The organism is Pontivivens ytuae (genome assembly GCF_015679265.1).
Lineage (GTDB): Bacteria > Pseudomonadota > Alphaproteobacteria > Rhodobacterales > Rhodobacteraceae > Pontivivens > Pontivivens ytuae.
Window position 1 is genome coordinate 2,516,482 of sequence record NZ_CP064942.1, and the last position, 13,592, is coordinate 2,530,073.

The following is a 13,592-nucleotide window of genomic DNA, read 5'->3' on the forward strand; positions in this document are numbered from 1 at the left end:
TTTAGCAGGAGAAATTCATTGGTTGAAGAGGTCTCTGCCAAACGAAAGGTCCGGTTTCTCACCGCCGTATGGGGGGAACGCTATGTTCGGGAGTTCGCGTCCTTGTCGCTGCCCAGCTTCCTTGCGCCAGGAAATCTACCAGCGCTGGTTCGGGAGGTCGATCTCGAGGTCGTGATTATGACGACGCAGTCAAGCAGCGAGGCATTTGATCGTGAACCGGCGGTTAGGCGCCTGCGAGAGACCGCGCCCTGCCGCTTCATCTTCATTGATGATCTGGTCACGAACGGTCTCTACGGTGTTACGCTGACCCTCGCGTATGCCCGAGGCATTATGGACGCTGGAGCAGCGCAGACCGATACGTGGTTCGTGTTTATGAACTCGGACTTTGTATTGGCCGATGGCAGCCTCCGATCTCTTCTTCCCCATCTGGGCGTTGAGCCCGGTGCCATAATGTCCGCTTCTCTCAGGGCGAAGGCCGAAAGGGTGGTCCCGCTTCTCGATAGCTATCGGTGCCAGGGTGAAACAATACTGTCACTTTCTTCACGGGAGGGCGTACGACTAGCGCTTGAACACCCGCATCGGACGGTAGTCGCAAAGACGTTGTCACAATCTGCAATCACATCTTCCACTCATAATCAGCTTTACTGGCGCGTAGACGATCAGACACTGCTTGCGCGAAATCATTTGATATTCATGCTGGCGATCCGGCCAGAGGTGCCTCTTGCACCTATCTCGTCATATTGCGACTATGGATTTACGCCGGCCATGGTTCCTTCCGGTCGGATCGACGTTATCGATGACTCTGACACCTTCTTCATGCTGGAACTGCAGCCGTCTCAGCAGGAGGCCGAGATGGTGTCGTGGGGAAAAGCCGATACGAGCCGCATCGTAAAGCAACTCGAAAGCTGGACGACGCGAGAACATCGCCTCTGCGCGCGTTGTGATGTGGTGTTTCACTCCGGTGAGGTGCCGACCGGCCTCGATGATGTCCGGACTGAGGCAAAAGCATTTGTTGATGCATTGCATGCCCGCATGCGGGATCCGCTTCCTGCCGAACATCACGCCCAATGGGTTCTTGGTGTGGAGGCGTGGCGAGACTTAATGGAGCGTTCGACTTGGCAAGGGCGGAAAAATCACATTGAGCCAGAAGAGCTCGGCGCAATGCCAGTCGCCGGCACCGCAGATAAGATCAAAGGAGGGCGTTTTCCAACACTAGTACGCTATCTTACCAGGTTTGTGCGTTCACAGATCTACCGCGTGTTGCGAACTGGACCTCCTTATCCGCTCTGGCATCTGGGATATCAGGCTCGCCGTCTCTTCCGCATCTGGCGCGAATCTTCGGTTGATCCCAACGGCGCGAATACGTGCGTGATGTGGAGCCGCAGCGACGTGCTTGATGGCAATATCAGATCTTGGGCCTCTGCTGTCGCAGCATCCTCGGGGGCAAAGATGTTCTATATTGATGAGCTTGCAGCGGATCTCTTGGAGAAAACATTTCATGAGATATTAGTAATCACAAATATTTCAGGATCAGATTACATTTTTTCACAAGCAGAGCATTTGTTGAAGGCTCTGGTAAATGGTGGGAGGCTATCAATCTTCATTGAGCACTCACAGCTCGGAATGAGTCAGGCCGATCTTGCGCGTCGGGTTCTTGACTATCTTCTTGACGATGCTGGAGATCTCTTGAAATATGGAGAAGTAGAAACCCATTTCGTCGGCTCTGATCTGCTCTCCAGTATGAGCCGAGTGCAGAAGGTCGCTGCGCGAACAGTTTTTGTCGATGGATCCTCAAGCCTGCTCAAAAGCCTTCTTGGCATTGTGACGGGCGCGGCGGCGACTCTGTTCATTCTGGGTGCGAATCTCTTGCAACCTGCTACGGGCACAGCCCAGCGCGCCGGTGCGAGCGCAATGCTTGTGAACATCAGAACGCCGGCGCGGACGTCTGTCCGCCTTGACAAGTCCAAGGCTGCATGATCGGCCTGTCGCCAGGTATTCCGAAAGGGACTAGAAATGAGTGACGAAGCCATTCTCGTCGTTGGCGGCGACAGTCTAGTGGGAGGCGGCGTCATCAGGCATTTGAAATCGCAGGGAAGACCCGTCTTCGCCACCACTCGGCGGCCGGATACCCTTGATGGTGAGCGCCTTCTGCTCGATTTCGAACGTCCTGAGGAGTTTGACGTTCCGGAGCAGGTCGGCTCCGCCCTCGTGATTGCAGCCGCTACTAACTATGATTTCTGCGAGACTGATCCGATGGCACGTGTCATCAATGTTGAGATGGTACCGCGAACTGTGGCCGCGTTGCTTGATCGAGGTCTGCACGTCACCTTTATTTCCACCAATTCGGTCTTCGGTGGAGATAGGCCGTGGCCGCACGAGGATGACCCACATTCGCCCGGAATCGCCTATGCGCGTCAGAAGTCGGAGTGCGAAGCTGCTATACGTTCGGTGGCACAGACAACTTCGACGGCAGACCGGCTTTGCATAACCCGTCTGACCAAGATCCTTTCCTCTGATACCTCGCCCATACCTGCATGGCGTGCGATATGGGAGCGGGGAGAAGATGTGGAGCCCTTTGAAGACCTCGTCTTCGCCCCGATGTCGGTTGATTTTGTCAGCGCCTCCCTCGCACGGATTGCCGAGCTTAAGATCGCTGGCAATCTGCATCTATCCGGAGCAGAGAATGTTGACTACACTGCTTTCGCTGAGGCAATTGCTCGGCGCATCGGTGTAGATCCCAGTCGGGTGAGACCAACCACGTCAAAAGCGAAGGGCGTGCACATCGCCTTTCTTCCCACTTACAGCGGGCTCGGCATGACGCGCACGACACCACTTACTGGTATCGAACCACAGCCGCTGGATGCAGCCATTGCCGATATCTTTCCGGTTTGAATTCAGACCTGCGTGAAAGGAGATCTCTTCGTGAACGCAATTCACTTTCGTCGTGACACTTGTCGGCTTTGCGGCAGCCCGGATGTGCATCGCGTGGTGGCACTCGAGCCCATTCCACTCTCGGAAGGCTACACAGACGATCCAAAGAGTGCGAAATTGGCTGAGCGGTATCCGGTGGACGTCTATATGTGTGAGTCCTGCGGGCATGTGCAGCAGCTTGATGTTATCAACCCTGACACGCTGTGGGACAGCTACACATACTTCTCAGGCGACGCAAAGGGCATGTCTGAACACTTCGCCAACGTCTCTGCGCGCATACTCGAGCGTGTTCAGCCGTCGGAGGGAGCGCTCGTAGTTGATATTGGCAGCAATGACGGCTCTCTGCTGAAGCCCTTCAAGGAGAGGGGATATGAAGTAGTTGGCATTGATCCCGCCAAGGACGTGGCGCGCAAAGCCAACGAAGATGGCATCCCAACATTCGACGCACTGATGAGCCCCGCACTCGCCCGTCAAATCAAGTCGGAACATGGTCTCGCCGATATTATATGCGCATTCAACGTTTTTGCACACGCCGACGATCTAGGCGAGATGACCGATTGCGTGCGTGAGATGCTGGCACCCGATGGCCTGTTCTTCTTCGAGGCACAATATCTGCTCGACATTATCGACGGTATGTTGATCGCCACGATCTTTCACGAGCATCTCAGCCATCACTCCGTTAAACCGCTCGTGCAATTCCTGGACCGACATGGACTGGAACTCATCGCACTAGACCGGGCGCGCATCCAGCACGGCTCGATGGTTGGCGCTGTTCAGATAAAGGGTGCGGGCCGTCCCGTCGAACACTCGGTCATTGAAACAATTGCGCTGGAGGATGCGCGGTCTCTCGACGAGCTCGACACGATGCTGGACTTCGGCGCGCGGGTGCAGCATTTGCGAGATGGCACCAGGGCGCTCGCGGCCAAATGGAAATCTGAAGGCAAAAGCATCGCTGCTTTCGGGGCGGCACGCAGTGGTCCAACGCTGATGGCTCAGATGGGATTGCGCGAGTCAATCGATTTTATTGTGGACGATCACCCACAAAAAGTTGGGCGCTATTCATCGGGGGATGGCGTACCGATCCTGCCGACAGCGGAACTCTGCGAACGGATGCCGGACTACTGTGTCATCCTTGCCTGGGTGCACTCTGCAAAAATCGTCGAGACCAACCGCGATTATCTCGAGAAGGGCGGCCGGTTTGTAATATTGTGCCCGGAAACCCGCGTTGTCGGCCGAGATGGCGAGGAACCCATTGATTTTGCAGACGCCGAGCGCTTTGCCCAGTGAATATGTCAAGGGAAGAATGATGGAAGCGAAGACGAAGGAAACACAGTATCAGGTTTGTGTTGAGGCTGCGGAGGAGCGTGGCTTTGAACGCATGGGCTTGCGTAGCAGTGAGAGCTGGCACGAGGATCCTAAGCACATTGTGTTCCGCTTCTCCCGATACAAATTCGTGTCGAAGATGCTAGCCGGTCGCAAGCACGCGCTGGAGATCGGTTGTGGTGATGCGTTTGGAACGCGGATCGTACAAGCAGAAGTCGAAAAGCTAACGGCAATCGATTTTGATCCAGTTTTCATAGAAGATGTGAAGTCGCGGATGATGGCGAAGTGGGAATTCGATGTCTTCGTTCATGACATGCTCGACGGTCCCGTACCCGGTGCGTTCGATGCGGTCTATGCCTGCGACGTGCTCGAGCACATAGAGCCCTCTCAGGAGCAGCTTTTTCTCGATAACTGCTTCGGCACGCTTGATCTGAACGGCTGCGCGATAATCGGCTTGCCGTCGTTGGAGAGTCAAGTCTACGCCTCACTACAGTCGAAGGCGGGACATGTAAATTGCAAGTCGGCACCAGATTTGAAGGCGCTAATGGAAAGGTACTTCCACAACGTCTTTATCTTCAGCATGAATGATGAGGTGGTGCATACAGGCTATCATAAGATGGCGCATTACATCTTCGCTGTTGCGGCAGGCCGGAAGATTTGAATTATGCGTGCCTCCGCAATGATGCGGAAGCACGATTTCATTATTATTCGAAAAATATGAACTCATGATCGCCTGAGTAGCCGGACTGCTCAAATATGAATTCCCATTCCGTAGGCGTGTGGAAGGCGCGACATGTAAGCTGCCAATACATCAGATTTACCTTTTCGCGTTCATTGCGGTAGCCCTCAACGCAAATATATTTGCTCCCGCGACTGACGCGCTCGATCTCTCTAAGAGCTGCCCACAGATCGTAGTTATAAAGATTGTGCAGCGTGTTGATGGATATCACGAGGTCAAAATGATCGTCTGGGTATGGTAGCAGCGCTGCGCTGCCCTGCTGTACAAAAGACTTCACGGTTTCCATTGTATGCTCAATAGCATAGGCGGAGATGTCTATTCCCGCGACCTCAATGCCAGGACAAGCTTCCGCAAAGTCGTGAAGTAAGAAGCCTTTCCCGGAGCCAACATCGAGTACTCGCATTCCAGCCTTCAGGCCATAGGTGTCGATCATTGCATCCGCAACCTTGCGCCACCTGCCGTCATAGCGATAGCCTCCATAACCGGTTTGGCGACTGCCGTCCCAGTAGTCGTAGTCGAACAGGACAGCCAGTTCGGCGACCTCGGCTTTATCTCGTTCGGTAACACGCGCAACATAATCTCGCGGCGTGGACTTGTGGATCAAGCTCACGAAGTCGCGGTAGGGCATGGTCTCTCTCCTCGCTAGGCAATTTCATCAAGTTTTGCGTGCGCCTTCGCGATTTGTGCGCGGCAACGTTCCGCATGATTGGTCCCTAACGCGAAGTCGCGTCTGGCAGCGTCCTCAGGTAGGAAGTCATTCAGGATGATACAGGCCCATTTTACGCGGTAGACGTCACGCAGAGCTGCGGCGCGGGCTTCGAAGGCCGCGCCGAGAGCGAGGCCGGCAGAGAGTGCCGAAACGAAAACATCGAAGCAGTCCTGAGGTGCGGGGATCTCTGGCACAGCGAAGAAATCACCGACGAGTTTTGCTGGATCGTCCATGCCAGCATACTCGAAATCAAGGAAATTCAGAGTGTTATTATGGACAAGTGCGTTGTGAAAACCGAAATCCGAAGGCGAGATGACTCGTTCGGCCGGAACCAGTGGCGCATGGATATCTATACCGGCGCGCTTCGCATTTTCGAGAGTCGACGCTGCAACTTGTCGCCAGATCGGTGCCAGGCGATCTGTCACAAGGTCTACGGCCTGCTCAACGTAGGGCCGTGCGACATCGAGCGCGCGGAGCCGCTCGACCCTGCGCGCGACGGAGGCCAGATGTTCACCAATCGTAAAGCATGCTTCAGAGCCAGGTCCCATTGCGTCCGCTTCCGCCTCGGACGGTGGATTTAAGGAGACGATGAGGCGTGCGGCCTCTGCCACATCCTCTGAGGTCGCGCTGCTGCTCCGCTTCTGTCCGGGCAGAAAGGTGTAGAGGGCGGCTCCAGCAGACGTATCCTTGGCAAGCGGCTTAGGTACGCACGCGATCCCGTGAGCCTGAGCGTAAGTTAGGAAACGCCATTCTGCGCCCAACCGGTCGCGCTTGTCGGAGAAGTATACTTTCAAAACACTATCCGAGCCGCTGTCGCTGCGGAGCAGATAGACTCTATTGTTCTTTCCGCCAGACAAACGCTCCATGCTCGCAGGTGGTAACAGTCCGGCGCGACCCGCCAACTCTGCTGCAAGGCTCGTAGTTGCTGCGTCCGCCGTCGTGCTTGTCATCCCAAAGTAATAAGCAGTTCACCGATCTCTTCCCATGATCCAACATGGTGAAGGGCGGGATGGTCGCCGTTATGATGCCGCAGGGGATCGAAGAGCAGCGCCTTCGTTTCATCCGGAAAGCCCCTCATTGTCAGGATCTCCGGCAAGTCATCGATAAAGACGTCACAATCGAGTTCGCCGATCCGGGCCACCTTTGCTTCCTTCGTTTCCTCGAAGAAGATAGCGTCGGCTGCAATCCGGTTGGGCCCGGTGATGTCCCTCAGATCGAGAAAGTTACGGGCGGCGGAATGTAAGTCGTAGGCAGGGCCCGCCAATGGGGTCCGAGTCTTGTGGCTGACGATGAATATCGCGTGACCCACTCCGACCGCCGCATCGACGAAGATGTCGAACCCCGGGTAGGGCGACACAAGATCCATGCCTGGGCCATAGATCCAACCCTGGAGTTCGGTGAATGCTTCCTTTCGGCCGGAGCTGTTCAGATGGTCGCGCACAGCGTTCTTGCTCATCCCGACATCTGGCGGGATCAGGCCCCTGTCCACGGCTGCTCGGTGGAATACGCCATCGTAACAAGCAATTGTATTGTCAAAGTCGATTCCGATGCGCATTGCCTGATCCATCAGTCGAGCGACATGTCGATAAGAGGACGGCCAATGGTGCCCGCAGCCAGATCAGTGAGAGCCTCGTTGATTTGCGATAGAGCGTATGGAGCCGATAGGAGATCTTGAACAGGGAAACGGTCGCTTGCGATTAGCTTCCCGAAGCGAGCGTAGTCGCGGTCGGGTACGCTGTCCCCCCCCCACGTGCCCAGAAGGCTTTTCCCCTGATTGAAGAGACCTGGGTCTAGCGAGAGGGCGTTGCCTGCCTTCGCGTTTCCGATCACTACGGCACGACCACCTTGAGCGCGGGTAGTCTGGAGTGCTTGTTTCATAACAGCTGGCTGGCCGGAGGCCTCGGCTGCGAGATCAACGCCGCCTGGCACGATCTCTCGGATCGCCTCGACCACATCGGACTCGCTGGGGTCAAGTACGTGTGTTGCACCGTAGGTTATGGCCAGCTCCCGCCGGGCAGGGCTTGGATCAATACCGATCACCGGAGTCGCGCCGCTGAAGGCTGCAGCCATTACTGCATTGAGCCCGACGCCTCCAGTCCCGAACACAGCGACAGAATCTCCCGGTCGTGCCTTCAAAACGTTGAAGACTGCACCCATGCCGGTTGGCGCGGCACATCCGAGCAGTACGCCAAGTTCCTGCGACAGCCCCACCGGCACCTTTGTCAGGCGGTTTTCTGAGACGATAGCCAGCTTCTGGAACGTAGTTACGCCGCCGGCATTTACCTTTCTCCCCGCCCAGTCATAGACAGCTCCTCCGGCCTCCTGCCCAACGCCGCGGATCCACGAGAGCACGACTCTGTCATCCTGCTGCACCTTTGTGACTGCAGATCCAGTTTCTAGCACGACACCGGTCCCCTCGTGCCCTAGGCAATGAGGTACCCATTTGTCCTCGCCCTTTTCGCCGCGCCACTCCATTACCTGGGTACCGCACGCGCCCGAGTAGTTCACCTCGACCAGCACTTGGCCTGGCTTCAGTGCTGGAATTCCGATCTCGGCTACCTCCAGCGGCCTTCCGGTCTCCACAAGAATGGCGGCGCGAGTCTTCATGATGCTTCCTTCTGACGACGGGTCTCTACGATGCGGCCGGCGATTTGCTGCGCGGAGAGGCCCAACTGCTCACGTGCAAAATCCTGCTCACCTGAAAGCTTGTAGAAGCGGTCCGGCGTGCCAATCCGAAGCAAGCTGCCACTGCGTGTGCCCGTATCGATGAGCCACTCCGCGACTGCTGCGCCGAAGCCGCCGATCACCGAGTGTTCCTCGACAGTCACGATGAGCGGATGATCGGCAAAGGCTGTCGCGAGATACACCTCGTCCAAGGGCTTTACTGTATGGAAGCTTGCTACGGAGGCGGAGATGCCTTCCTTCTCCAGCAGATCAGCGGCTTCCAGCACTTCGGGCAGCATGTTGCCGGTGGAGAGCAGACAAACGTCTCTTCCCTTGCGAAGGCTAAGGGCGCGGCCAATGGCGAAGTCGGCCGGGATGCTGTCATGAACTACTGGTTCGCCCTTCTTACCCATGCGGATGTAGCAGGGCCGGTCGTCCGCGATCGCGGCGCGCAGTGCTGCGCGCACCTCCCACTCATCGCCGGGGCACACGACAGTCATGTTCGGGATCGACCGGAGGAACGAGATGTCCTCGCAGGAATGATGCGTTGGCCCGAGGCCGGCATATGCGAGACCCGCACCCACCGCTACTATGGTTACCGGTGCTTCGTGGTAGCAGACATCGGTACGGATTTGCTCTAGGCAGCGGGTCGTCACAAAAGGTGTGATCGTATAGGCAATGGGCCGAAGGCCGGACATTGCCATCCCTGCGGCGACGCCCATCATATTTTGTTCGGCAATACCGCAGTTGAAGAAGCGGTCCGGATGCTTCGCGCGGAACTTGTCGAAGAGCCGGTTTCCGATGTCGCCTGACAGCATTACCACGCGGTTGTCCTCGCCGCCGAGTGTAGTCAGTTCGTTCGCGAACGCGTTTCTCATACCAGACCAAGCTCCTCGTGCGCTGCGGCGACCTCATCGGCGGTCGGGGCACGGTAGTGCCAGTTGTTGTCGTCCTCCATGAAGGAGACACCCTTTCCCTTTATGGTGTGGGCGATCAAGGCGACAGGCCGCGCCGCTTCGTACCCAACGGCCGCCATCTCAACAGCAAGCGCCGCGATGTCATGACCGTCGATCTCTCTCGCGTCCCAGCCGAAGGCCGCCCACTTATCGCGGAGAGGAGCCAGTTCCAGCGTCTCGTTCGATCGTGCGGTTGCCTGCCACTTATTGTAGTCCACGATAACGCAGAGGTTGCCCAGGCGTTGAGCTGAGGCCAGCATCGCTGCCTCCCAGACGGAGCCCTCATTGTTCTCACCGTCCGAAAGCAGGGCGAAGACGCGGAAGCGTTCGCCTCGGATACGCCCCGCCATCGCCATGCCTACTCCTATGGGGAGACCGTGGCCCAGCGAGCCCGTCGCCGCCTCTACTCCCGGCAGCAGATTGGCGGGTGGATGCTCTGCAAGGCGGCCGCCGTCTTGGCAAAAGCTATCCAATTCTTCTTCGGGTAAGAAACCGCGATAGGCAAGTGCAGCATATAGCGCTGCCGCAGCGTGCCCCTTCGAAAGGATGAAGCGATCTCGCTCCGGCGCGTCCGGCGTCGCTGGGTTCACGTTCAGCACATGCCAGTAGGCCGCAGCAAGAACGTCACAGGCAGAAAGGCACGACGCGAGATGGGCGGCGCGCGCCTTGTGGCTCATCTCCACTACCCGTCCGCGGAGTTGGGCGGCCTTGCGTTGCAGAAGGACCGTGTCCAGTAGGTTATGGTCTTTCGTATTGGTCATTGCAGCCTCCTCGGCAGCTCGGCAGGCAGTGAGCGAGCCTAAGGGCGGTGTTCATATTTATGAGGCAGATCAGGTAGAGCATTTCGGAACCGTTCTGCCCACGATACGATATCATCAATCCCCTCAGCGAGGCTTGTGCGGTCCCGCCAACCGAGCTCAGTTCGGAGTTTAACGCTGTCGAGCGTATAAGCTGCATCCTTGCCTGGACGATCTGGTCCTATCTCGACGCATTCATCGAAGTTGCGGCCCAGCCGTTCTAGGATCATCTCAACCAAACGGCGGATGGAGACGAGCTCATAGCCAGAGATGTGGTAGGTTTCTCCGATCCGTCCTTGTCGTGCGATCCGAAGTGTGGCGTCGGATACGTCGGTCATGTGGACGAAGACACGCACCGATTTGCCGCCGCCGTCCAGCCGTAGCTTCTGCCCACCGAGAGCAGCGAAGACTGTTCGCGGAATGATGCGATAGAGTTGCTGGCCGGGTCCGTAGACGTTCGCGGCCCGCGTCGACACAGCTGGAAAATCATGGGTGTCCACATAGGTGCGCAGGCTCATGTCGCCGGCGGCGCGGGACACAGCGTAAGGCGTGGACGGATTGAACGGCGCGTCCTCATTCACCCATCCGTCCGTCGAGCCATAAACCTCCGGCGTCGTAATGTGGACATACCGTTCCAGAAATCTGTGCCCGCGCAGGCGCTCATGCAGGCGCACAGTTGATACAACGTTGGTCATCATCCAGTGGTCTGGATTCTGCCAGCTTTCTCCAACCATACTCTGCGCTGCGAAGTTCACTACATGAGTGATTTGCTCCTGTTTGAGCAGCGCTTCCAACGCGTCGAGGTCGTGATTTATGTCGATCCGCTCGAAACGGACGGCGCCCGGCCTCTCTTGCCATTTGTATGGTAGGAGCGGTGTCGGAGCCTCCGGCGAGCGAGACGTGGCGATGACGTCGATGCCGCTTGCCGCGAGGAAGTCGCAGAACGTCGCACCGGAAAAAGAATTCGATCCGAGAACCAAGAAGCGCTCGTGCCCGCTCATGTCCGATGCTCCGCCGGGACAATTTCGTCGCTGTGTAAGGAGAGCCACTGCATAAGCATGTGACCTATGATGAGTTGCATGTCTTCAGCGACCTGCATGTCATCGAGTTGTATGTGAATTGGCATATCGGCCATCTGGAGTGCTTTGCCGCCGGAAAAGCCGAGGATTGCGTAGCTTTTCATACCGATGCGGCGCGCCTCTTCCAAAGCTTCCAAAATGTTCGGAGAGTTGCCGCTCCCTGAGAATACGACGAGCACGTCGCCCGCCCGAGCCTGTACGGCAAGTTGGAGGGAGAAAACCTTGTCATAGCCCTCATCATTTGCGAGGCAGGTAAGGACTGCAGGGTTGGCTGGAAGGCCGTGCACGCGCAGTCCAGAGCCTGCACGCTTTGAGAGCGCGTAAAGAAAGTCGTTGGCAAGGTGCACAGCGTTGCCTGCGCTGCCTCCGTTTCCTGCGAGAAAAACTTGGCGGCCCGTCTTCCAACAGTCTAGCAAATCATACGCAAGTTCCTGAACCAGAGACCAGTCGAACTCAGACAACAGGTGAGAGATACGCTTGGAGTAGGCCTTGAAATGATCTGCCGGATCCGGGATCGCGGTGGTCATTTGGCATAGCCCTTCTGCATCCATTTCAGGTTGTGGAACCTATCGTCATTTACAAGCGCTCCTTGCCGGTAGAGGCCGACCATCTCCTTGATTGCGTCCTCAACGGTCTTCTGGGGGCGAAAGCCCGTGGCGAGCAGGCGGTCGGAATTTACACGGTAGGAGCGTGGATCATTGGATGGTGTCACCGCGATCTCAGCATCTACGTGCTTTTGTACCATCTTAGCGATGTCCATAATCGAGATGTTCTCAAAACCCGCATTGTAAACACCTGTGTGTTCGGGGTGTTCAAGTAGAAATACATAGAGATCTGTAATGTCGTCGATATGAATATTTGGTCTGGTCTGATCGCCGCCGAAGACGGTTATTTTGCCCTTTTCCAAAGCCTGCATCGTCAAAAGGTTGACCGATACATCAAGCCGCATACGGGGCGAAAAACCACAGACCGTAGCCGGGCGCACCATTTGCACGACCATGTCTTCCGCATAGGACATTAGGATGCGTTCGGCGCACATCTTAGTCTTGTTATATTCGGAGATGGGAACAAGTTCGAGATCCTCGACAACCTGGTCCTCCTCCTTGACACCGTAGACGCTGCCCGACGAAGCGTAAATGAAGCGATTTACTCCTCTTCGCTTCGCCTGATCGGCAAGCTGCATCGTCGCGAGGCAAGAGATTTCCCAAGTCAGCTTCGGGTCCAGGTCTCCACAAGGGTCATTCGCCACGCTAGAAAGATGGATAATGGCATCCACGTCATCCAGTGGCACAGAATCTATGTCGCGTACATCGCCCTTCACGACGGTTAGGTCTGGATGCGGTGTCAACTCGTTGCCGAACCACTGGATATCAAAGCCGACGACGGAGTGCCCTGCGGCTAGAAGTTTGGGAACCAGAACGCTCCCCTTGTAGCCACATGCACCGGTAACGAGAATCTTCATGGAGCCCCTCTTATCTGCTGCCTCTTCGCGCTGAGGCAGCGATCACCAACCTTGTCGGCGAACTCAGTTTCCTTGCCCACCGCGCTTATCCATTGCCTGTCACGCGCGCAATGGTGAATTCGCTTTGATTTGTGAACACTTGCTCATGAGGCGCAGTCGCCATAGGCCTTTAGAACTTCATTCGGGCAACCGTCCATGCGTATGTCGCCTTGGTCCAGCCATAAGACGCGGTTGCATGTTTTCTCGATGATCTCCGCGTTGTGGGAGGCGATGAACAGGATACCGCTTGCCCCAACCATCTCCCGCAGACGCTTCTGCGCCTTCTCAACGAACGTGCTATCGCCTACCCCGATCCACTCATCCATCAGTAGGATGTCAGGGACCATGGAGGTCGAGATAGCGAAGCCGAGCCGCAGGACCATCCCACTCGAATACGTGCGGACAGGCATGTGCAGGAACTCGCCAAGTTCCGTCACTTCTGCGATGTCCTCCATCCGGCGCTCGAGCTGCTTTTTTCCAACGCCGCGCAAGAGACAGCGAACGCGTATGTTCTCGTAGCCCGATGCTTCGATATCGAGGCCGAGATTGATGTCGATGAGGGATTGGACACGCCCCCGAATGCGTACGAGGCCCGATACAGGCTCATATACGCCGGCGAGTGCACGCAGGAGTGTGGACTTTCCAGAGCCGTTCCGGCCAATCAGGCCGATGCGATCACCGTGTTTAGCCTCGAAGCTCAGGGACTTCAGAGCACGGACGACCAGCCGGTCGTCGGAACTGAGGCCTACTCGCCCTGCAGTCGTGAACTGAAGCATTGAACGCTTCAGTGACCGACCATGGGACGAATAGATCGGGAACTCGACGTTGACATTCTCGAAGCTGACGTGAGCGCCAACATCAGTGTCGGGCTTGATATCCATGAGTTGGGTCAT

Annotated in this window: 14 protein-coding genes; 4 read left to right on the forward strand and 10 right to left on the reverse strand. The window is 56.7% G+C overall.

The window, feature by feature from the left end:
- Positions 1-18: 18 nt before the first annotated feature.
- The 4 genes from I0K15_RS12340 to I0K15_RS12355 are packed head-to-tail and all read left to right on the forward strand — an operon-like array spanning position 19 to position 4,915.
- The gene (locus I0K15_RS12340) at positions 19-1,977 is read left to right on the forward strand and encodes a hypothetical protein (RefSeq protein WP_196101814.1); all 1,959 of its coding nucleotides are present in this window, start codon (positions 19-21) and stop codon (positions 1,975-1,977) included.
- 36 nt (positions 1,978-2,013) lie between these two features.
- Positions 2,014-2,892 (forward strand): sugar nucleotide-binding protein, encoded by an 879-nt coding sequence (locus I0K15_RS12345; RefSeq protein ID WP_196101815.1) that lies wholly within the window; start codon positions 2,014-2,016, stop codon positions 2,890-2,892.
- Between the two features lie 12 nt (positions 2,893-2,904).
- Entirely contained in the window at positions 2,905-4,218 is a 1,314-nt protein-coding gene (locus I0K15_RS12350) for a class I SAM-dependent methyltransferase (protein WP_230374104.1), read from the forward strand.
- Between the two features lie 19 nt (positions 4,219-4,237).
- A complete protein-coding gene (locus I0K15_RS12355; RefSeq protein ID WP_230374105.1) occupies positions 4,238-4,915 on the forward strand; it encodes a class I SAM-dependent methyltransferase in 678 nt (225 codons plus the stop codon).
- A gap of 43 nt (positions 4,916-4,958) precedes the next feature.
- Here I0K15_RS12355 and I0K15_RS12360 read toward each other — a convergent pair whose 3' ends face one another.
- The 10 genes from I0K15_RS12360 to I0K15_RS12405 form a co-directional block, all read right to left on the reverse strand.
- Positions 4,959-5,621: a class I SAM-dependent methyltransferase gene (locus I0K15_RS12360; RefSeq protein WP_196101817.1), complete on the reverse strand. Its 663-nt coding sequence runs from the start codon at positions 5,619-5,621 to the stop codon at positions 4,959-4,961.
- 14 nt (positions 5,622-5,635) lie between these two features.
- Positions 5,636-6,652: an aminoglycoside phosphotransferase family protein gene (locus tag I0K15_RS12365; protein ID WP_196101818.1), complete on the reverse strand. Its 1,017-nt coding sequence runs from the start codon at positions 6,650-6,652 to the stop codon at positions 5,636-5,638.
- Entirely contained in the window at positions 6,649-7,257 is a 609-nt protein-coding gene (locus tag I0K15_RS12370) for a hypothetical protein (protein WP_196101819.1), read from the reverse strand. The genes I0K15_RS12365 and I0K15_RS12370 overlap by 4 nt, the downstream gene beginning before the upstream one ends.
- 11 nt (positions 7,258-7,268) lie before the next feature.
- The gene (locus tag I0K15_RS12375) at positions 7,269-8,309 is read right to left on the reverse strand and encodes a zinc-binding dehydrogenase (protein WP_196101820.1); all 1,041 of its coding nucleotides are present in this window, start codon (positions 8,307-8,309) and stop codon (positions 7,269-7,271) included.
- Positions 8,306-9,244 (reverse strand): transketolase family protein, encoded by a 939-nt coding sequence (locus I0K15_RS12380; RefSeq protein ID WP_196101821.1) that lies wholly within the window; start codon positions 9,242-9,244, stop codon positions 8,306-8,308. Before I0K15_RS12380 ends, I0K15_RS12375 begins: the two co-directional genes overlap by 4 nt.
- Entirely contained in the window at positions 9,241-10,083 is an 843-nt protein-coding gene (locus I0K15_RS12385) for a transketolase (protein ID WP_196101822.1), read from the reverse strand. Before I0K15_RS12385 ends, I0K15_RS12380 begins: the two co-directional genes overlap by 4 nt.
- 38 nt (positions 10,084-10,121) lie before the next feature.
- Positions 10,122-11,120, reverse strand: coding sequence for a GDP-mannose 4,6-dehydratase (locus I0K15_RS12390; protein WP_196101823.1), 999 nt, complete (start codon positions 11,118-11,120; stop codon positions 10,122-10,124).
- Positions 11,117-11,725, reverse strand: coding sequence for an SIS domain-containing protein (locus I0K15_RS12395; RefSeq protein WP_196101824.1), 609 nt, complete (start codon positions 11,723-11,725; stop codon positions 11,117-11,119). The genes I0K15_RS12390 and I0K15_RS12395 overlap by 4 nt, the downstream gene beginning before the upstream one ends.
- Positions 11,722-12,660, reverse strand: coding sequence for an NAD-dependent epimerase/dehydratase family protein (locus I0K15_RS12400; RefSeq protein ID WP_196101825.1), 939 nt, complete (start codon positions 12,658-12,660; stop codon positions 11,722-11,724). Before I0K15_RS12400 ends, I0K15_RS12395 begins: the two co-directional genes overlap by 4 nt.
- 143 nt (positions 12,661-12,803) lie before the next feature.
- Positions 12,804-13,592, reverse strand: a complete 789-nt coding sequence (locus tag I0K15_RS12405; protein ID WP_230374106.1) for an ABC transporter ATP-binding protein — start codon at positions 13,590-13,592, stop codon at positions 12,804-12,806.

Excerpts from the sequence above, each read along its gene's own strand:
- I0K15_RS12400 (WP_196101825.1), bottom strand. The coding sequence starts at position 12,660 with ATGAAGATTCTCGTTACCGGTGCATGTGGCTACAAGGGGAGCGTTCTG.
- I0K15_RS12365 (WP_196101818.1), bottom strand. The coding sequence starts at position 6,652 with ATGACAAGCACGACGGCGGACGCAGCAACTACGAGCCTTGCAGCAGAG.
- I0K15_RS12380 (WP_196101821.1), bottom strand. The coding sequence starts at position 9,244 with ATGAGAAACGCGTTCGCGAACGAACTGACTACACTCGGCGGCGAGGAC.
- I0K15_RS12345 (WP_196101815.1), top strand. The coding sequence starts at position 2,014 with ATGAGTGACGAAGCCATTCTCGTCGTTGGCGGCGACAGTCTAGTGGGA.
- I0K15_RS12405 (WP_230374106.1), bottom strand. The coding sequence starts at position 13,592 with ATGACCCAACTCATGGATATCAAGCCCGACACTGATGTTGGCGCTCAC.
- I0K15_RS12375 (WP_196101820.1), bottom strand. The coding sequence starts at position 8,309 with ATGAAGACTCGCGCCGCCATTCTTGTGGAGACCGGAAGGCCGCTGGAG.
- I0K15_RS12360 (WP_196101817.1), bottom strand. The coding sequence starts at position 5,621 with ATGCCCTACCGCGACTTCGTGAGCTTGATCCACAAGTCCACGCCGCGA.
- I0K15_RS12385 (WP_196101822.1), bottom strand. The coding sequence starts at position 10,083 with ATGACCAATACGAAAGACCATAACCTACTGGACACGGTCCTTCTGCAA.
- I0K15_RS12395 (WP_196101824.1), bottom strand. The coding sequence starts at position 11,725 with ATGACCACCGCGATCCCGGATCCGGCAGATCATTTCAAGGCCTACTCC.
- I0K15_RS12390 (WP_196101823.1), bottom strand. The coding sequence starts at position 11,120 with ATGAGCGGGCACGAGCGCTTCTTGGTTCTCGGATCGAATTCTTTTTCC.
- I0K15_RS12370 (WP_196101819.1), bottom strand. The coding sequence starts at position 7,257 with ATGCGCATCGGAATCGACTTTGACAATACAATTGCTTGTTACGATGGC.
- I0K15_RS12355 (WP_230374105.1), top strand. The coding sequence starts at position 4,238 with ATGGAAGCGAAGACGAAGGAAACACAGTATCAGGTTTGTGTTGAGGCT.